The sequence below is a fragment of the Streptomyces rapamycinicus NRRL 5491 genome (assembly GCF_024298965.1).
GTDB lineage: Bacteria > Actinomycetota > Actinomycetes > Streptomycetales > Streptomycetaceae > Streptomyces > Streptomyces rapamycinicus.
The window spans coordinates 9,541,198-9,562,882 of the sequence record NZ_CP085193.1; the positions used below are offsets into that span (position 1 = coordinate 9,541,198).

Consider the following 21,685-nt stretch of genomic DNA (forward strand, 5'->3'; position numbering starts at 1 on the left):
GCCGCCGACGGGTGCGGAGCCTGTTCAGACGGACGGCGCCTATGAGAGGTTCGCTCAGCGGGGCTATGGGTATGGTCCGGCGTTCCAGGGTCTGCGTCAGGTCTGGCAGGTCGGGGACACCGTCTACGCCGAGGTCGAGCTGCCCGAGGTTGTCGAAGCCGATGTGGCCGGGTTCGGTCTGCATCCGGCTCTGCTCGACGCTGGTCTGCACGGTCTGCTGGCCGTGAGTGAGGGCAGCGGTGGGACGGGGTTGCCGTTCGCCTGGTCGGGGGTGCGGCTGCTGGCGGGCGGTGCCCGACACCTGCGGGTCGTCCTGGCGCGCAGCGCGGGCGGCGTCTCGGTGACGGCGTTCGACGGTGCTGGTCAGCCCGTCTTGCAGGCACAATCGCTGGCGATGCGTGAGGCCTTGGCCGGTCAGCTCAGCGGCTCGGACCGGCAAGTTCGGCAGTCGCTGTTCACCGTCGACTGGGTTCCGCTGCCGGCGCCTCAGGTCGCTGACGCCGAAGTGCGGTGGGTGCGGCACGGCGGGTCCGACGTGGCGCCGGTGGTGGTGGCGGTGGTTCCGGCTGCCGAGCCCGGGGTGTCGGCGCCGCGGGCGGCTCAGCTGGCTGCCGCGAGGGTGTTGGGTTGGGTGCAGGAGTGGCTGGCCGATCCCGGGACCGATGGTTCGCGGTTGGTGGTCTGGATCCAGGGTGCGGCTGCCGGGCAGGATCTGGCGGGCGCTGCGGTGGTGGGCCTGGTTCGTTCTGCGCAGTCCGAGCACCCGGGCCGGCTGCTGCTGGTCGACGTCGACCTGTCAGCCGACTTGGACCCTGGTCGCGACGCTGATGTGGACGCTGTCCTGGCCGTGGCACTGGACGCCGACGAGCCCGAGGTCCGCATCTCTCCGGCTGCTGACGGCGGGGGCATGGTTGCCTTTGGTCGGTGCTTGGCCCGCGCCAGTGAGCTGGCACTGCCCCGTGGTTCGGGTTGGCGGGTCGAGGTCGCCCAGCCTGGTGACCTGGGCAGCGCCGCTGTCGTCGACGCTCCCGACGCGGGCGTGGCCCTGTCGGCGGGTCAGGTGCGGGTGGGTCTGCGTGCGGCGGGTGTGAACTTCCGCGACGTGGTGACCGGTCTGGGAATGGTCGCGGACAACCGAGGCCTCGGCGGCGAAGGTGCCGGGGTTGTCCTGGAGATCGGTCCCGGGGTGGACGGTCTGACCGTCGGTCAGTCGGTGATGGGTCTGGTTCCGGGTTGGGGTCCGGTCGGGGTTGTGGACAGCCGGTTGGTGGCTGCCATCCCGCGGGGTTGGTCGTTCCAGCAGGCCGCGGCGGTGCCGGTCGGGTACCTCACCGCGTTCTACGCGTTGCGGGACCTGGCCCGGGTCCGCCCGGGTCAGCGGGTCCTCATCCACGCCGGGACCGGTGGGGTCGGTACGGCTGCGGTGCAGTTGGCCAAGGCGTGGGGTTTGGAGGTTTTCGCGACCGCGAGCCCGGCCAAGCAGCCCGCGTTGCGGGCCATCGGTGTGGAGGAGAGCCACATCGCCTCCACCCGTGACCTGGCCTTCTGCGACCAGTTCCTGGCCGTGACCGGTGGCGGGGGCATGGACGTGGTCCTCAATGCCCTCGCCGGGGAGTTCACGGACGCCTCCCTGCGGCTGCTGCCGCGCGGTGGCCGGTTCGTGGAGATGGGCAAGACCGACATCCGCAACCCCGAGCAAGTGGCCCAGACCTGCCCCGGTGTGGTGTATCAGGCGTTCGACCTGATGGATGCGGGCGAGCCACGGGTCGCGGAGATGCTGGCCGAGCTCGGTGGCTTGTTCGACGCTGGGACGCTGACTCCGCCGCCTGTGACGTGTTTCGAGCTGTCGCAGGCGGTGGCGGCGCTGCGCCATCTCCAGGCCGCCCGGCACGTGGGCAAGGTCGTGTTGAACGTCCCCGCTGAGTGGGACCCGCAGGGCACGGTGCTGGTCACGGGTGGCACCGGGACGCTGGGCGGGGAACTGGCCCGGCACCTGGTGGACGTACGCGGGATGCGGCACCTGGTGCTGTTGTCGCGGCGGGGTCCGGCGGCGCCGGGAGTCGCGCACCTAGTCGCCGAGTTGGCGGCCTCGGGAGCGCGGGTGAGCGTCCTGGCTGGTGACGCTGCCGACCGTGACGCCCTGATGTCGGTGTTGGCGCGGCTTCAGGTTGAGCGTCCGCTGACGGCGGTGGTGCATGCCGCCGGTGTGATCGACGACGCGACCGTGGAGTCGCTGACGCCCGAGCGCATGGCGACGGTGCTGGCCGCCAAGGCCGATGCGGCGTGGAACCTGCACGAGCTGACCGAGGACGCGGGCCTGGCGGGCTTCGTGCTGTACTCCTCGGCTGCGGCTGTCATGGGCAGCCCAGGGCAAGGGAGTTACGCCGCCGCCAACGCGTTCCTGGATGCGCTGGCCGCCTATCGTCGCGATCGGCAGCTGGCTGGCCAGTCGCTGGCGTGGGGCCTGTGGGCCCAGACCTCGGAGATGACCGGCCACCTGGAGGGCGCCGGTCTGTCGCGCCTGCGCCGTGGCGGCGTCCAGCCGCTGACGACCGAACAGGGCCTGGCGCTGTTCGAGGCCGCTACCGCATTGGGTGCGCCTCTGGCGGTCCCGGCCCGACTCGACTTGGCCGCGCTGTCGCGTGCTGGCGGGCCGGTGCCCACGCTGCTACGGGGGCTGGCTGCTGGCGGTGTCCCCGTGCGCCCGACCGCGGCTGTGGCTGCGGGCTCGGTTGGCTTGGCGGCGCGGTTGGCAGCGCTTTCGCCCGCCGATCGTGAGCAGGAGGTCCTGCAGATCGTCCGGGCCGCTGCCGCCGTTGTCCTGGGGCACAGTCGCCCCGGGGACATCGATCCTCAGCGGGCGTTCCGTGAGATGGGCATCGACTCCCTGACCGGGCTGGAGCTGCGCAACCGGCTGGCGGCCGAGACGGGCCTGAGCCTGCCCGCCACCTTGGTCTTCGACTACCCCGTCCCGCTGGAACTCGCCCGGCACCTGGTGGCAGAGGTGTGCGGGACCGACGGTGTGGCTGCCGCCCCTGTGGTCCGCGTCGGCATGGACGAGCCGGTGGCGATCGTGGGCATGGGGTGCCGGTTCCCGGGCGGGGCGGAGGATCCGGAGGGCTTCTGGCAGATGGTCGTCGGAGGCGCCGACGCGATGTCGGGCTTCCCGGCGGACCGCGGCTGGGACATGGTGGCCCTGCCTGACCCGGACTCCGATGACGGGGGCGCGGGTTACGCCCGAGTGGGTGGTTTCCTGGATAAAGCTGGTGAGTTCGATGCGGAGTTCTTCGGGATCAGTCCGCGCGAGGCGTTGGGGATGGACCCGCAGCAGCGACTGCTGTTGGAGACGTGTTGGGAGGCGCTGGAGGACGCGGGCATCACTCCAGCTTCGCTGCGGGACTCCGATACCGGGGTTTACGCCGGCATCATCGCGTCGGGTTACCAGCTCGGTGAGCAGGACGGCGATGGCGGCTTCGGGATAACCGGGACGACGGCGAGTGTGGCGTCAGGACGCGTGGCGTACTCGCTGGGGTTGCAGGGTCCGGCCGTCTCGATCGACACGGCGTGTTCCTCGTCGCTGACGGCGATTCACCTTGCGGCGCAGGCGTTGCGGTCCGGTGAGTGCGGGCTCGCGCTGGCGGGCGGCGTCACGGTCATGGCCACCCCGGGCGCGTTCACGGAGTTCGCGCGGCAGCGAGGACTGGCCGGCGACGGCCGTTGCAAGCCGTTCGCGGACGCCGCCGACGGCACCGGTTGGGGTGAAGGCGTCGGGATGGTCGTCCTGGAGCGGCTGTCGGACGCGCGTGAGCGTGGGCACCGTGTTTTGGCGGTAGTGGCGGGTAGTGCGGTCAACCAGGATGGGGCCAGTAATGGTCTGTCGGCGCCGAATGGTCCGTCGCAGCAGCGTGTGATCCGGGCGGCGTTGGCGAGTGCGGGGCTTCAGTCGGCTGACGTTGACGTCGTGGAGGCGCACGGTACCGGTACGGCGTTGGGTGACCCGATTGAGGCGCAGGCGCTGTTGGCGACTTATGGGCAGGGTCGGCCGGAGGGTCGGCCGTTGCTGTTGGGTTCGGTGAAGTCGAACATCGGTCACACGCAGGCGGCTGCTGGTGTGGCGGGTGTGATCAAGATGGTGCAGGCGATGCGGCACGGGATGCTGCCGCAGACGTTGCACGTGGATGCCCCGTCCTCGCATGTGGACTGGTCGGCTGGAGCGGTGGAGCTGCTGACCGAGCCGCGGGAGTGGCCGGCGGGCACTGGTCCGCGGCGTGCGGGTGTGTCGGCGTTCGGGATCAGCGGCACCAACGTCCACCTCATCCTCGAACAGCCCGCGCAGGACGCGGCTGCTGTGGAGGTTCCTGTCCTGGATGGGCCGGAGTCTGCGGGTTCGGTGGCGTGGGTGGTGTCGGCGCGGTCGGCTGCGGCGTTGGCCGGGCAGGCGGGTCGGCTGGCGGAGTTCTTGGCTGATCGGCCGGAGGTTTCGGCCAAGGACTTGGCGTTTTCTCTGGCGGTGACGAGGACCACGGGGTTTGCGCACCGCCTAGCGGTGATCGGTCAGGACCGTGAGCAGCTGCTGGAGAGCCTGGGCGCGGTCGCGGCGGGCCAGGAGGCGTCCGGTGTTGTGACCGGGGTGGTGACCGGAGGCGCTGGTTCGGCGTCGGTGTCGCGGCCGGTGTTCGTGTTCGCGGGTCAGGGTGCGCAGTGGGTCGGGATGGGTCTGCAACTGTGGGATGAGGAGCCGGTGTTCGCGGCGGCGATGGAGCGCTGCGCGGCGGCCTTGGCGCCGTTTGTGGACTGGCAGTTGCGTGATGTGCTCGCGGATGCGGGATTGTTGGCGCGGGTGGATGCGGTGCAGCCGGCGTCGTGGGCGGTAGCGGTCAGCCTGGCCGGGTTGTGGCGCGCGTACGGCGTCGAGCCTGCGGCGGTGGCGGGTCACAGCCAGGGTGAGATCGCGGCGGCGTGCGTCGCCGACGGCCTGTCTCTGGAGGACGGTGCGCGGGTCGTCGCTTTGCGCAGCCGGGCGTTGGCGGGTCTGGCGGGTACGGGCGGGATGGTGTCGGTCCCGGCCGGGTTGGACGAGGTGGGGGAGTGGATCTCCCGCTGGGGTGAGGACCTGTCGGTCGCGGCCGTCAACGGCCCCCGGCAGATCGTGGTGGCCGGTGCCGCGAACGCGTGTGCGGAGTTCGTGGACGCCTACGGCGATCGCGGTGCGCGCCGCATCGCGGTGGATTACGCCTCGCACACCGCGCATGTCGAGGCCGTCCAGGAGCGTCTTGCCGAGGATCTGGCCGCAGTGGTTGCCGACAGCAGTGCGGTGCCGTTCTACTCCACGCTTGAGGCCGCGGTGGTGGACACCGCCGGGCTGGATGGCGGGTACTGGTTCCGGAACCTGCGTGAGCCGGTGCGGTTCGGCGAGGTCATCGCCGCGCTGGCGGCGGACGGCCACCGGGCGTTCGTCGAGGTCAGCCCGCATCCAGTGCTGGGCTTGGCGATCGCGCAGGCCGGTGAGGACCTGGTCGCGGTGGGCACGTTGCAGCGCGGCGATGGCGGCCGCGGCCGCTGGTTGGCCGCGCTGGCCGGTGCCTACGCCGCCGGTGTCGAGGTGGACTGGGCCGCGGTGGCCGGCGAGGGCGCGCAGACGGTTGCTCTGCCGACGTATCCGTTCCAGCGGGAGCGTTACTGGCCCAAGGCGATGGCCGGTCGTGGGGATGTTTCGTCGGCTGGGCAGCAGCAGAGCGGGCATCCGTTGTTGGCCGCTGCGGTGTGGCTGGCCGAGGGCAACGGACTGGTGCTGACGGGTCGCCTGTCGCTGGCCGCGATGCCGTGGCTCGGCGACCACACCGTCCACGGCACCGTCCTGCTGCCCGGCACGGCGTTCGTGGACCTGGCGATCCACGCCGGAGATCTGGCCGGTTGCGGGACGCTGGAGGAACTGACGCTCCAGGAACCGCTCATCCTGCCGGACCGGGGCGGCGTCCAGCTCCAGGTCCACGTCGGCGACAGCGACAGTGGTCGCCGAACGGTCACCGTCTCCTCCCGTGAGGGGGAGGGCGAGTGGGTTCGGCATGCCGTGGGCGTACTCGCCCCGGCTGGTAGTGAGCCCGTCCCGGCCCCGCTGGGTGCGTGGCCTCCGGCGGGTGCGGAGCCCGTTCAGACGGACGGCACCTATGAGAAGTTCGCTCAGCGGGGCTATGGGTATGGTCCGGCGTTCCAGGGTCTGCGTCAGGTCTGGCGCGCCGGGGACACCGTCTACGCCGAGGTGGAGCTGCCTGAGGTCATCGACTCCGATGTGGCCGGGTTCGGTCTGCATCCCGCTCTCCTTGATGCCGGTCTGCACGGTCTGCACGGTCTGCACGGTCTGCTGGCCGTGAGTGACGGCAGCGGTGGGACGGGGTTGCCGTTCGCGTGGTCGGGGGTGCGGCTGCTGGCGGGCGGTGCCCGACACCTGCGCGTGGTTCTGGCCCCCGTACAGGGTGGTGTCTCGGTCACCGCGTTCGACGGTGCTGGTGAACCGGTTTTGCAGGTGCGGTCGTTGGCGCTGAGGGATGCCTTGGCCGGTCAGCTCAGCGGCTCGGACCGGCAAGTTCGGCAGTCGCTGTTCACCGTCGACTGGGTTCCGCTGCCGGCGCCTGAGGCCGTTGACGCCGAAGTGCGGTGGGTGCGGCACGGCGGGTCCGAGGTGGCGCCGGTGGTGGTGGCGGTGGTTCCGGCTGCACCGTCCGGGGTGTCGGCGCCGCAGGCGGCTCAGGCGGCTGCCGCGACGGTGTTGGGTTGGGTGCAGGAGTGGCTGGCCGATCCTGAGACGGACGATTCGCGGTTGGTGGTCTGGACCCAGGGTGCGGCCGCCGGACAGGATCTGGCGGGCGCGGCGGTTACGGGTCTGGTTCGTTCTGCGCAGTCCGAGCACCCGGGCCGGCTGCTGCTGGCCGATGTCGACCCGTCGACCGGCCTGGACCCGGACAGTGACGCCGACGTGGACACCGTCCTGGCCGTGGCACTGGAGGCTGACGAGCCTGAGGTCCGCATCTCTCCGGCTACTGGCGGCGGGACTGTGGTGGCCAATGGTCGGCGGTTGGTCCGGGCGGGCGCGTCCGGTGAGTTGGCCTTGCCGGGTGGTTCGGGTTGGCGGGTGGAGGTGACCCAGCCTGGTGACCTGGGCAGTGTCGCTGTGATCGATGCTCCCGAGGCGGGTGTGGCGTTGTCGGCGGGTCAGGTGCGGGTGGGTCTGCGTGCTGCGGGCGTGAACTTCCATGACGTCGTCGGCGGGCTGGGGATGGTCGTGGATGGCCGGGTCCTGGGTATGGAAGGTGCCGGGGTTGTCCTGGAGCTCGGTCCCGGGGTGGACGGCCTGACCGTTGGCCAGTCGGTGATGGGTCTGGTGTCGGGTTGGGGTCCGGTCGGGGTTGTCGACAGTCGGCTGCTTGCCCCGATCCCGCAGGGTTGGTCGTTCCAGCAGGCCGCATCGGTGTCGGCAGGGTTCCTGACGGCGTTCTACGGGTTGCGGGATCTGGCCCGGGTCCGCCCGGGCCAGCGGGTGCTCATCCACGCCGGGACCGGTGGTGTGGGTACGGCCGCGGTGCAGTTGGCCAAGGAATGGGGGCTTGAGGTTTTCGCGACCGCGAGCCCGGCCAAGCAGCACGCGCTGCGAGCCATGGGTGTGGACGAGAGCCACATCGCCTCGACCCGTGATCTCACCTTCTGCGACCAGTTCCTGGCCGTGACCGGTGGCGAGGGCATGGAAGTGGTGGTCAACGCGCTGGCCGGGGAGTTCACGGACGCCTCGTTGCGGCTGTTGCCACGCGGTGGTCAGTTCGTGGAGATGGGTAAGACCGATATCCGCGATGCGGCGCAGGTTGCCGAGTCCCACCCCGGTGTGGTGTATCAGGCGTTCGACCTGATGGACGCCGGTGTACCGCGGGTTGCGGAGATGCTGTCCGAGCTCGGTGGCATGTTCGACGCGGGCACCCTGGTCCCGCCGCGGGTGACGTGTTTCGAGCTGTCGCAGGCGGTGGCGGCGCTGCGCCACCTCCAGGCCGCCCGCCACATCGGCAAGGTCGTGTTGAACGTCCCCGCTGAGTGGGACCCGCAGGGCACCGTGCTTGTCACGGGTGGTCCCGGAACGTTGGGCGGGGAACTGGCCCGGCACCTGGTCGACGTCCGTGGCATGCGGCATCTGCTGCTGATGTCACGGCGCGGTCCGGCGGCGCCGGGAGTGGCTCGTCTGGTGGCGGAGCTGGCGCAGTCGGGGGCGAGTGTGCGGGTGCAGGCTGGCGATGCCGCCGACCGCGACGCCCTGGCGTCTGTGTTGGCGCGGATTCAGGTTGAGCGGCCGTTGACCGCCGTGGTTCATGCGGCTGGGGTGATCGACGACGCGACGGTGGAGTCGTTGACGCCCGCGCGGATGGTGCCGGTGCTGTCGGCGAAGGCCGATGCGGCCTGGAACCTGCACGAGCTGACCGAGGGCGTCGGCCTTGCTGGCTTCGTGCTGTACTCCTCGGCTGCGGCGGTCATGGGTAGTGCGGGTCAGGGGAGTTATGCCGCCGCGAACGCGTTCCTGGACGCGCTGGCCGCCTATCGTCGAGACCGGCACCTGGCCGGTCAGTCGCTGGCGTGGGGACTGTGGGACCAGACCTCGGAGATGACCGGCCACCTGGAGGGCGCTGGTCTGTCGCGCCTGCGCCGTGGCGGCGTTCAGCCGCTGTCGACGGAGCAGGGCTTGGCGCTGTTCGAGGCTGCTACCGCGCTGGGTGCGTCGTTGGCGGTCCCGGCCCGGCTGGAAGTGACGGGGCTGTCCCGTGGCGGAAGGCCGGTGCCCGCGCTGCTGCGAGGGCTGACCGCTGGTGATGTCCCCACACGCCCGACCGCGGCCATGGCAACGGTTGCGCATGCGGGTGGCCTGGCGGCGCGTCTGGTCGCGCTCGGTCCTACCGAGCGTGAGCAGGAGGTTCTGGAGGTCGTCCGGGCCGCTGCTGCCGTGGTTCTGGGTCACAGTCGCCCTGGGGACGTCGATCCTCAGCGGGCGTTCCGCGAGATGGGCATCGACTCTCTGACCGGGCTGGAGCTGCGCAACCGGCTCGCGAACGAGACAGGCCTGAGTTTGCCTGCCACCTTGGTCTTCGACCAGCCGACACCGCTGGAGGTTGCCCGGTTCCTGGTGGCCGAGGCGTGCGGGACTGAGCGGGCCGTCGGTGCGGCGGTTGTGCCGGTGGTCCGTGTCGGTACGGATGAGCCGGTGGCGATCGTCGGTATGGGGTGCCGGTACCCCGGCGGGGTCGAGGACCCGGAGGGCTTCTGGCGGTTGGTCGCTGCCGGGACCGATGCGATGTCGGGCTTCCCGGCGGACCGCGGCTGGGACGTGGACGGCCTGTCCGAGTCAGGTGACGAGGGTATTGCTTTCGCCCCGGTGGGCGGCTTCCTGGACGGCGCTGGTGAGTTCGATGCGGAGTTCTTCGGGATCAGTCCGCGTGAGGCGTTGGGGATGGATCCCCAGCAGCGGTTGCTGTTGGAGACGTGTTGGGAGGCCCTGGAGGACGCGGGCATCACTCCGGCTTCGCTGAAGGGCACCGACACGGGTGTCTACGCCGGAATCATCACATCGGGGTACCGGATCAGTGAGCAGGACGGTGCCGGCGGTTTCGGCCTGACCGGGACGACGGCGAGTGTGGCGTCGGGCCGGGTGGCGTACTCGCTGGGGTTGCAGGGTCCGGCCGTCTCGATCGACACAGCTTGCTCGTCGTCGTTGACGGCCATCCACCTTGCAGCGCAGGCGCTCCGCGCGGGTGAGTGCGGGATCGCGCTCGCCGGCGGTGTCACCGTGATGGCCACCCCAGGGACATACACGGAGTTTGCGCGGCAGCGGGGGTTGGCTGCCGATGGGCGGTGCAAGCCGTTCGCGGAGGCTGCTGATGGCACCGGGTGGGGTGAGGGTGTCGGTGTCCTGGTGTTGGAGCGGTTGTCGGATGCGCGTGAGCGTGGGCACCGCATTTTGGCGGTGGTTGCGGGTAGTGCGGTGAACCAGGATGGTGCGAGTAATGGTTTGTCGGCGCCGAATGGTCCGTCGCAGCAGCGGGTGATCTGGGCGGCGTTGGCGAGTGCGGGGTTGCAGCCGGCTGACGTTGATGTCGTGGAGGCGCACGGTACCGGTACCGCACTGGGTGACCCGATCGAGGCGCAGGCGCTGCTGGCGACCTACGGGCAGGGTCGGCCGGAGGGTCGACCGCTGTTGCTGGGGTCGGTGAAGTCGAACATCGGCCACGCCCAGGCGGCTGCTGGTGTCGCGGGCGTGATCAAGATGGTGCAGGCGATGCGGCACGGGATGCTGCCGCAGACGCTGCACGTGGATGCCCCGTCCTCGCATGTGGACTGGTCGGCCGGGGCGGTGGAACTGCTCAGCACGGCGCGGGAGTGGCCGGCGGGTACTGGTCCGCGGCGTGCGGGTGTGTCGGCGTTCGGGATCAGCGGCACCAACGTCCACGTCATCCTTGAGCAGCCTGCCCAGGACGCCCCTGTATTGGATGTCCCTGTCCTGGATGGGGTGGGGCCGGCCTCGGAGTTGGGGTTGGTGTCTGCGGGTTCGGTGGCGTGGGTGGTGTCGGCGCGGTCGGGTGCGGCGTTGGCCGGGCAGGCGGGTCGGCTGGCGGAGTTCGTGGCGGCGCGTCCGGACGTTTCGGTTCGGGATGTGGCGTTCTCGTTGGCCGCAACCCGGACGACGGGCTTCTCGCACCGTCTGGCGGTGATCGGCGATGAGCGCGATCAACTGGTGGCGGGTCTGGCTGCCGTTGCAACGGGTCAGGAGGCTCCGGGTGTGGTGACCGGGGTTGCTGGTTCGTCGTCGGTGTCGCGGCCGGTGTTTGTGTTTGCGGGTCAGGGTGCGCAGTGGGTCGGGATGGGTCTGCAACTGTGGGATGAGGAGCCGGTGTTCGCGGCGGTGATGGAGCGCTGCGCGGCGGCCTTGGAGCCGTTTGTGGACTGGCAGTTGCGTGATGTGCTCGCGGATGCGGGATTGTTGGCGCGGGTGGATGTGGTTCAGCCGGCGTCGTGGGCGGTAGCGGTCAGCTTGGCTGAGCTCTGGCGGGCGTATGGCGTGGAGCCTGCGGCGGTGGCGGGTCACAGTCAGGGTGAGATCGCGGCGGCGTGTGTCGCCGGCGGGTTGTCTTTGGAGGATGGCGCGCGGGTTGTGGCGTTGCGCAGCGGGGCGTTGGCGGGGCTTGCGGGTACGGGCGGGATGGTGTCGGTGCCCGCTGGTCTGGATGAGGTGGGGGAGTGGGTCTCCCGCTGGGGCGTGGACTTGTCGGTCGCGGCGGTGAACGGTCCCCGGCAGGTGGTGGTGGCCGGTGCCGCGAGCGCGTGCGCGGAGTTCGTGGACGCCTACGCGGATCGGGGGGCGCGGCGGATCGCGGTGGACTACGCCTCGCACACGGCGCACGTCGAAGCCGTCCAGGATCGTTTGGCCGGGGATTTGGCGGGGGTGTCTCCGGTTTCTGGTTCGGTGCCGTTCTACTCCACGCTTGAGGCGCGTGTGCTGGACACCGCCGGGCTGGATGGCGGGTACTGGTTCCGGAACCTGCGTGAGCCGGTGCGGTTCGGTGAGGTCGTTGCCGGGCTGGCGGCGGAGGGTCACCGGGTGTTTGTGGAGGTGAGCCCGCATCCGGTGTTGGGTTTGGCGATCGTGCAGGCGGGTGAGGACCTGGTCGCGGCGGGCACGTTGCAGCGCGGCGATGGCGGCCGGAGCCGCTGGCTGACCGCGCTGGCCGGAGCTTACGCCGCCGGTGTCGAGGTGGACTGGGCCGTGGTGGCCGGCGAGGGCGCGCAGACGGTTGCTCTGCCGACGTATCCGTTCCAGCGGGAGCGTTACTGGCCCAAGGCCGTCGCCACTCGCGGGGACGCCTCGTCGATCGGACTGCAGCGCTCCGGTTATCCGTTGCTGGGTGCTGCGGTGTGGCTGGCCGAGGGCGACGGGCTGGTGTTGACGGGGCGTCTGTCGCTGGCCGCGATGCCGTGGCTGGCCGACCACGCGGTCCACGGCACGGTTTTGCTGCCCGGCACGGCGTTCGTGGACCTGGCGGTCCACGCCGGGGACCTTGCTGGTTGCGGGACGCTGGAGGAACTGACGCTCCAGGAACCGCTGACCCTGCCGGGCCAGGGCGGCGTCCAGCTCCAGGTCCACGTCGGCGACAGCGACGACGACAGTGGTCGGCGAACCGTCACCGTCTCCTCCCGCGAGGGCGAGGGCGAATGGGTCCGACACGCGGTCGGCGTGCTTACCCCGGCCGGCAGTGAGCCCGCCCCGGCCCCGCTGGGTGCGTGGCCGCCCGCCGGTGCGGAGCCGGTTCCGGTCGACGACGCCTACGAGAAGCTCGCCCGGCGCGGTTACGCTTACGGGCCGGCGTTCCAGGGTCTGCGTCAGGTCTGGCGTGCCGGGGACACCGTGTACGCCGAGGTGGAGCTGCCCCAGGCCGCGGAGGCCGATGCGGCCGGGTTCGGTCTGCATCCGGCTCTGCTCGACGCCGCGCTGCACGGTCTGCTGGCCGCGAGTGACGGCAGCGGTGGGACGGGGTTGCCGTTCGCGTGGTCGGGGGTGCGGCTGCTGGCCGACGGTGCCCGCCACCTGCGCGTGGTTCTGGCCCCCGTACAGGGTGGTGTCTCGGTCACCGCGTTCGACGGTGTTGGTGAACCGGTGTTGCAGGCGCGGTCATTGGCGCTGCGTGAGGTTCCGGCTGGTCAGTTCGCCGGGCCGGGACGGCAGGTGCGGCAGTCGCTGTTCACCGTCGACTGGGTCCCGCTGCCGCAGGTCCCGGCCGCTGGAGTGCAGTGGGTGCGGCACGGCGAGTCGGTCGGGTCCGTGGTGGCGCCGGTTGTTGTTGCTGCGGTTCCGGCTGCCGAGCCCGCAGTCTCGGCGCCGCGGGCGGCTCAGCTGGCTGCCGCGAGGGTGTTGGGTTGGGTGCAGCAGTGGCTGGCCGATCCCGGGACGGACGATTCGCGGTTGGTGGTCTGGATCCAGGGTGCGGCCGCCGGACAGGATCTGGCGGGCGCTGCGGTGGCGGGTCTGGTTCGTTCTGCGCAGTCCGAGCACCCGGGCCGGCTGCTGCTGGTCGACGTCGACCTGTCAGCCGACTTGGACCCCGGTCGCGACGCTGATGTGGACGCTGTCCTGGCCGTGGCACTGGACACCGACGAGCCCGAGGTCCGCATCCGCCTCGAGGCCGGGGGGATCGCGGCGTTCGGTCGACGGCTGGTCCGGGCCGGTGTGTCCGGGGAACTGGTGCTGCCCGGTGGTGCGGGCTGGCGGGTCGAGGTTGCCCAGCCTGGTGACCTGGGCAGTGCGGCTGTGATCGATGCTCCCGAGGCGGGCGTGGCGTTGTCGGCGGGTCAGGTGCGGGTGGGTCTGCGTGCGGCGGGCGTGAACTTCCATGACGTCGTCGGCGGGCTGGGGATGGTCGTGGATGGCCGGGTCCTGGGTATGGAAGGTGCCGGGGTTGTCCTGGAGATCGGTCCCGGGGTGGACGGCCTGACCGTTGGCCAGTCGGTGATGGGTCTGGTGTCGGGTTGGGGTCCGGTCGGGGTTGTCGACGGCAGGCTGCTTGCCCCGATCCCGCGGGGTTGGTCGTTCCAGCAGGCCGCATCGGTCTCGGCAGGGTTCCTGACAGCGTTCTACGCATTGCGGGATCTGGCCCAGGCCCAGCCCGGTCAGCGTGTGCTCATCCATGCCGGGACCGGTGGCGTGGGCACGGCCGCGGTGCAGCTGGCAAAGATGTGGGGTTTGGAGGTTTTCGCGACTGCCAGCCCGGCCAAGCAGCCCGCGCTGCGAGCCATGGGCGTGGCGGACACCCACATCGCCTCCACTCGTGATCTGGTCTTCTGTGAGCGGTTCCTGGCCGTGACCGGTGGCGAGGGCATGGACGTGGTCGTCAACGCGCTGGCCGGGGAGTTCACGGACGCCTCCCTTCGTTTGTTGCCGCGCGGCGGCCGGTTCGTGGAGATGGGCAAGACCGACATCCGCAACCCCGAGCAGGTCGCCCAGACCCACCCGGGAGTGGTGTATCAGGCGTTCGACCTGATGGACGCGGGAGAGCCGCGGGTCGCGGAGATGCTGTCCGAACTCGGCGGCATGTTCGAGGCTGGGACGCTGACTCCGCCGCCGGTGACGTGCTTCGAGCTGTCGCAGGCGGTGGCGGCGCTGCGCCACCTCCAGGCCGCCCGCCACATTGGCAAGGTCGTGCTGAACGTCCCCGCTGAGTGGGACCCGCAGGGCACCGTCCTGGTCACGGGTGGCACCGGAACGTTGGGCGGGGAACTGGCCCGGCACCTGGTCGACGTCCGAGGCATGCGACACCTGCTCCTGATGTCCCGGCGGGGTCCGGCGGCGCTGGGAGTCGCGCACCTGGCAGCCGAGTTGGCTGAGCTTGGTGCGGAGGTTCGGGTACAGGCCGGCGACGCCGCCGACCGCGACGCCCTGGCGTCTGTGTTGGCGCGGATTCAGGTTGAGCGGCCGTTGACCGCCGTGGTTCATGCCGCCGGTGTGATCGACGACGCGACGGTGGAGTCGTTGACGCCCGCGCGGATGGTGCCGGTGCTGTCGGCGAAGGCCGATGCGGCCTGGAACCTGCACGAGCTGACCGAAGACGCGGGCCTGGCGGGCTTCGTGCTGTACTCCTCGGCTGCAGCGGTCATGGGTAGTGCGGGTCAGGGAAGTTACGCAGCTGCCAACGCGTTCCTGGACGCGCTGGCCGCCTACCGTCGCGATCGGCAGTTGGCCGGTCAGTCGCTGGCGTGGGGACTGTGGGACCAGACCTCGGAGATGACCGGCCACCTGGAGGGTGCGGGTCTGTCGCGCCTGCGTCGCGGTGGCGTTCAGCCGCTGTCGACGGAGCAGGGCTTGGCGCTGTTCGAGGCTGCTGCCGCACTGGGTGCGTCGTTGGCGGTCCCGGCCCGGCTGGAAGTGACGGGGCTGTCCCGCAGCGGGCGCCCGGTGCCTGCGCTGCTGCGGGGTCTGACCGCTGGTGAGGTCTCCGCACGCCCGACTGCGGCCGTTGCCGTGGCTGCCGGCGGTCTGGCGGCGCGGTTGGCCGCGTTCAGTCCCGCTGAGCGTGAGCATGACGTCGTGGAGGTCGTTCGGGCCGCTGCGGCGGTTGTTCTGGGTCACAGTCGCCCTGGGGACGTCGATCCTCAGCGGGCGTTCCGTGAGATGGGTATCGACTCGCTGACCGGTCTGGAGCTGCGCAACCGGCTGGCGGCCGAGACGGGCCTGAGCCTGCCCGCCACCTTGGTCTTCGACCAGCCGACACCGTTGGAGGTTGCCCGGTTCCTGGTGGCCGAGGCCTGCGGGCCGGAGGAGCCTGTCGGCGAGAGCGCCGTGCCGGTGGTCCGTGTTGGCACGGATGAGCCGGTGGCGATCGTCGGTATGGGGTGCCGGTTCCCGGGCGGGGTGGAGGACCCGGAGGACTTCTGGCAGCTGGTGGCTACGGGGACCGACGCGATGTCGGGCTTCCCGGTGAACCGCGGTTGGGAGACGCCCGACCTGTCCGAGTCCGGCGATGAAGGTACCGCTTTCGCCCCGGTGGGTGGATTCCTCTATGGCGCTGGTGAGTTCGATGCGGAGTTCTTCGGGATCAGTCCGCGTGAGGCGTTGGGGATGGATCCGCAGCAACGGTTGTTGCTGGAGACGTGTTGGGAGGCGCTGGAGGACGCGGGCATCACTCCGGGTTCGCTGAAGGGTACTGACACGGGTGTCTACGCCGGGATCGTCGCCTCGGGGTACCGGATCAGTGAGCGGGACGGTGCCGGTGGTTTCGGGATGACCGGGACGACGGCGAGTGTGGCGTCGGGCCGGGTGGCGTACTCGCTGGGGTTGCAGGGGCCTGCCGTCTCGATCGACACAGCTTGCTCGTCGTCGCTGACGGCCATCCATCTGGCGGCGCAGGCGCTGCGGTCCGGTGAGTGCGGGATCGCGCTCGCCGGCGGTGTCACCGTGATGGCCACCCCAGGGACATACAGGGAGTTTGCGCGGCAGCGAGGACTCGCTGCCGATGGGCGGTGTAAGCCGTTCGCGGAGGCCGCTGATGGCACCGGGTGGGGCGAAGGCGTCGGGATGGTGGTCCTGGAGCGGTTGTCGGACGCGCGTGAGCGTGGGCACCGGGTGCTCGCGGTGATCTCCGGTAGTGCGGTGAACCAGGATGGTGCGAGTAATGGTTTGTCGGCGCCGAATGGTCCGTCGCAGCAGCGGGTGATTCGGGCGGCGTTGGCGAGTGCGGGGTTGCAGTCGGCTGACGTTGATGTGGTGGAGGCGCACGGTACGGGTACGGCGTTGGGTGATCCGATTGAGGCGCAGGCGCTGTTGGCCACTTATGGTCAGGGTCGGCCGGAGGGTCGGCCTTTGTGGTTGGGGTCGGTGAAGTCGAACATCGGTCACACGCAGGCGGCGGCGGGTGTCGCGGGCGTCATCAAGATGGTGCAGGCCATGCGGAACGGCGTGCTGCCGCAGACGCTGCATGTGGATGCTCCGTCGTCGCATGTGGACTGGTCGGCCGGAGCGGTGGAGTTGCTGACCGAGTCGCGTGAGTGGCCGGCGGGTACTGGTCCGCGGCGTGCTGGTGTCTCGGGCTTCGGGATCAGCGGCACCAACGTTCATCTGATCCTGGAACAGCCCGTGCAGGATGAGTCTGCCCAGGACGTGTCTGCGGTGGACGCCCCTGTTCTGGATGGGTTGGTGTCTGCGGGTTCGGTGGCGTGGGTGTTGTCGGCGCGTTCTGATGTGGCGTTGGCCGGGCAGGCGGGTCGGTTGGCGGAGTTCGTTGTGGCTCGTCCGGAGGTTTCGGTTCGGGATGTGGCGTTCTCGTTGGCCGCGACCCGGACGACGGGGTTTGCGCATCGCTTGGTGGTGGTGGGTGGGGGTCGTGAGCAGTTGTTGGAGAGCTTGGGTGGGGTTGCGGGGGGTGGGGTGGTGCCGGGTGTGGTGTCCGGTGTTGCTGGTGGTGGTGGTGGTGGGGTTGCGGTGGTGTTTTCGGGTCAGGGTTCGCAGCGTGTGGGGATGGGTCTTGGGTTGTATGAGGTGTTTCCGGTGTTTGCTGAGGCGTTTGATGAGGTGTGTGGGGAGTTCGAGGGGTTGTTGCCGGGGTCTTTGCGTGAGGTGATCGCGGCTGGTGGTGCGGGGTTGGATCGGACGGTGTTTGCGCAGGCGGGGTTGTTCGCGGTGCAGGTGGGCTTGTTCCGGTTGTGGTCGTCGTGGGGTGTGGTGCCGCAGTGTGTGGCGGGTCATTCGATCGGTGAGGTGACGGCTGCGTATGTGGCGGGGGTGTGGGATCTGGCGGATGCGTGTGCGGTGGTGGCGGCGCGGGGTCGTCTGATGCAGGCGTTGCCGGCGGGTGGGGCGATGGCGGTGTTGGATGCGTCGTGGGCGCAGGCGGATGGGTTGGTTGCCGGGCGGTCGGGTGTGGCGGTTGCGGCGGTCAACGGTGTGCGTCAGACGGTGATTTCGGGTGTTGAGTCCGTGGTGGAGGAGTTGGCCGGGGTGTGGTGTGAGGGTGGTGGGAGGGCGCGTCGGCTGCGGGTGAGTCATGCGTTCCATTCGCCGTTGATGGATCCGATGTTGGAGGAGTTCGGGGCGGTTTTGGAGGGGGTGGTCTGTCGTGAGCCGCAGATTGCCATGGTGTTGGGGACGCCGGGTGCGGATGTGACGGATCCGGCGTATTGGGTGTCGCATGTGCGGGAGACGGTCCGCCACCACGATGTGGTGCAGGCGATACGGGCTCAGGGTGTCGGGGTCTTCGCCGAACTGGGCCCGGACGGTGCGCTGTCGGCGATGGACGACGATGGCAGCGCGATATGGATTCCGGCGCTGCGCGAGGGCCAGGACGAACCCGAGACCGCACTACGCGCGCTCGCCGGCCTCTACACATCTGGTGTCGAGGTCGACTGGGCCGCGGTAACGGCTGCCGGCGCCAGCAAGGTCGCGCTGCCGACGTATCCGTTCCAGCACCAGCACTACTGGCCCAAGGCCTTCACCACTCGTGGGGATGTTTCGTCGGCTGGGCAGCAGCAGAGCGGGCATCCGTTGTTGGCCGCTGCGGTGTGGCTGGCCGAGGGCGACGGGCTCGTGCTGACGGGCCGTCTGTCGCTGGCCGCGATGCCGTGGCTCGGCGACCACACCGTCCACGGCACCGTTTTGCTGCCCGGCACGGCGTTCGTGGACCTGGCGATCCACGCCGGGGACCTGGCCGGTTGCGGCACGTTGGAGGAGTTGACACTCCAGGAGCCGTTGCTTCTGCCTAGCTCCGGTGGAGTGCAGTTGCAGGTCCACGTCGGCGACAGCGACAGTGGTCGGCGAACGGTCACCGTCTCCTCCCGTGAGGGCGAGGGCGAGTGGGTTCGGAACGCGGTCGGTGTGCTGGCCGCAGTCGGCAGTGAGACGGCCCCCACTCCGCTGGATGTTTGGCCGCCGACGGGTGCGGAGCCTGTTCAGACGGACGGCGCCTATGAGAGGTTCGCTCAGCGGGGCTATGGGTATGGTCCGGCGTTCCAGGGTCTGCGTCAGGTCTGGCAGGTCGGGGACACCGTCTACGCCGAGGTCGAGCTGCCCGAGGTTGTCGAAGCCGATGTGGCCGGGTTCGGTCTGCATCCGGCTCTGCTCGACGCTGGTCTGCACGGTCTGCTGGCCGTGAGTGAGGGCAGCGGTGGGACGGGGTTGCCGTTCGCCTGGTCGGGGGTGCGGCTGCTGGCGGGCGGTGCCCGACACCTGCGCGTGGTTCTGGCCCCCGTACAGGGTGGTGTCTCGGTGACGGCGTTCGACGGTGTTGGTGAACCGGTGTTGCAGGTGCGGTCGTTGGCGCTGAGGGATGCCTCGGCCGGTCAGCTCAGCGGCTCGGACCGGCAAGTTCGGCAGTCGCTGTTCACCGTCGACTGGGTTCCGCTGCCGGCGCCTGAGGCCGTTGACGCCGAAGTGCGGTGGGTGCGGCACGGCGGGTCCGAGGTGGCGCCGGTGGTGGTGGCGGTGGTTCCGGCTGCACCGTCCGGGCTTTCGGCGCCGCGGGCGGCTCAGCTGGCTGCCGCGAGGGTGTTGGGTTGGGTGCAGCAGTGGCTGGCCGATCCCGGGACCGATGGTTCGCGGTTGGTGGTCTGGATCCAGGGTGCGGCTGCCGGGCAGGATCTGGCGGGCGCTGCGGTGGCGGGTCTGGTTCGTTCTGCGCAGTCCGAGCACCCGGGCCGGCTGCTGCTGGTCGACGTCGACCCGTCAGCCGACTTGGACCCCGGTCGCGACGCCGATGTGGACGCTGTCCTGGCCATGGCACTGGACGCCGACGAGTTCGAGGTCCGGATCCGCCCCGAGGCCGGGGGGATCGCGGCGTTCGGTCGGCGGTTGGTGAGGGCCGGTGCGGCCGGCGAACTGGAGCTCCCCCGTGGTTCGGGTTGGCGGGTCGAGGTCGCCCAGCCAGGTGACCTGGGCAGCGCCGCTGTCGTCGACGCCCCCGACGCGGGCGTGGCCCTGTCGGCAGGTCAGGTGCGGGTGGGCCTGCGCGCGGTGGGCGTGAACTTCCGCGACGTGGTGACCGGTCTGGGGATGGTATCCGACGGCCGGGTCCTTGGCGGGGAAGGGGCCGGGATCGTCCTGGAGACCGGTCCCGGGGTGGACGGTCTGACCGTCGGCCAGTCGGTGATGGGTCTGGTGCCCGGTTGGGGTCCGGTCGGGATCGTGGACAGTCGGCTGCTTGCCCCGATTCCGCGGGGTTGGTCGTTCCAGCAGGCCGCGGCAGTCCCGGTCGGGTACCTCACCGCGTTCTACGCGTTGCGGGGCCTGGCCCAGGCCCAGCCCGGTCAGCGGGTTCTGATTCACGCCGGTACTGGCGGTGTGGGTACGGCTGCGGTGCAGTTGGCCAAGGCGTGGGGTTTGGAGGTTTTCGCGACCGCGAGCCCGGCCAAGCAGCCCGCGTTGCGGGCGATGGGTGTGGAGGAGAGCCACATCGCCTCCACCCGCGATCTGGCCTTCTGCGAGCGGTTCCTGGCCGTCACGGGTGGCGAGGGCATGGACGTGGTCGTCAATGCCCTCGCCGGGGAGTTCACGGACGCCTCCCTGCGGCTGCTGCCGCGCGGTGGCCGGTTCGTGGAGATGGGCAAGACCGACATCCGCAACCCCGAGCAAATCGCCGAGTCCCACCCCGGGGTCGTCTACCAGGCGTTCGACCTGATGGATGCGGGCGAGCCGCGGGTCGCGGAGATGCTGTCCGAGCTCGGTGTCATGTTCGACGCGGGCACGGTGGTTCCGCCGCGGGTGACGAGCTTCGAGCTGTCCCAGGCGGTGGCGGCGCTGCGCCACCTCCAAGCCGCCCGCCACATCGGCAAGGTCGTGGTGAACGTCCCGGCCCAGTGGGACCCGCAGGGCACCGTCCTGGTCACGGGTGGCACCGGAACGCTGGGCGGGGAGTTGGCCCGGCACCTGGTGGATGTCCGTGGCATGCGGCATCTGCTGCTGATGTCCCGGCGCGGTCCGTCGGCCCCAGGAGTCGCGCACCTGGTCGCCGAGTTGGCTGAGCTTGGTGCGGAGGTTCGGGTACAGGCCGGCGATGCCGCCGACCGCGACGCCCTCGCCTCCGTCCTGGCCAGGATCGCGGGTGAACGTCCGCTGACGGCGGTGGTGCATGCCGCCGGTGTGATCGACGACGCGACCGTGGAGTCGCTGACGCCCGAGCGCATGGCGCCGGTGCTGGCCGCCAAGGCGGATGCGGCGTGGAACCTGCACGAGCTGACCGAGGGCGCGGGCCTGGCCGGCTTCGTCCTCTACTCCTCGGCCGCAGCGGGCATGGGCAGCCCGGGCCAGGGCAGTTACGCCGCCGCCAACGCGTTCCTGGACGCACTCGCCACCTACCGTCGAGACCGGCACCTGGCCGGCCAGTCGCTGGCGTGGGGGCTGTGGGCCCAGGCCAGCGAGATCACCGGGCAGTTGGCCGGCGCCAACCTCTCCCGTCTGCGCCGTGGCGGCGTCCAGCCGCTGTCGACCGAGCAGGGCCTGGCGCTGTTCGAGGCCGCCACCGCGCTGGGTGCGCCGTTGGCCGTCCCGGCCCGACTGGACCTGGCAGCGTTCTCTCGCGGCGGAAGGCCGGTGCCCGCGCTGCTGCGGGGTCTGACCGCTGGTGGCCTCGCCGCACGCCCGACCGCGGCCGTTGCCGTGGCTGCCGGTGGCCTGGCGGCCCGGTTGGCCGCCTTGAGTCCTGCCGAGCGTGAGCAGGAAGTCCTGGAGATCGTCCGGGCCTCCGTCGCCGTCGTGCTGGGCCACGCACACCCCGGGGACATTGATCCCCAGTGGGCGTTCCGGGACATGGGCATCGACTCCCTGACCGGGCTGGAGCTGCGCAACCGGCTCGCGAACGAGACCGGCCTCACCCTCCCCGCCACCTTGGTCTTCGACCAGCCGACACCATTGGAGGTTGCCCGGTTCCTGTGCCCGGAGATCCTTGCGGACGTGGTGGTGGAACCGGCGGTCCTCACCCAGCTCACCCAGCTGGAATCAATCCTCTCCGAAGTACCCGCGGACAGCGAAATGCGCTCCGACATCACGGCCCGGCTGCGGACGGTGCTGTTGAAATGGATGCGCAACCAGGAGCCGGCGGCGGAGAACACCGCGGCACAGAAACTCGAGTCGGCCTCGGCTGATGAAGTCTTTGACTTTATTGCTAAAGAGCTAGGAGTTTCCTAATCC

The 21,685-nt window shown here is 70.4% G+C and carries 1 protein-coding gene (cut by a window edge); it reads left to right on the forward strand.

Going from position 1 to position 21,685, the window contains the following annotated elements:
- Positions 1-21,682, forward strand: the 3' portion of a protein-coding gene (locus tag LIV37_RS40155; RefSeq protein WP_254807145.1) for a type I polyketide synthase. Its footprint begins 3,194 nt before the window's first position; 21,682 of the gene's 24,876 nt are visible here — the last part of the coding sequence; its start codon lies off the left edge, out of view; the stop codon is at positions 21,680-21,682.
- Positions 21,683-21,685 lie beyond the last annotated feature (3 nt).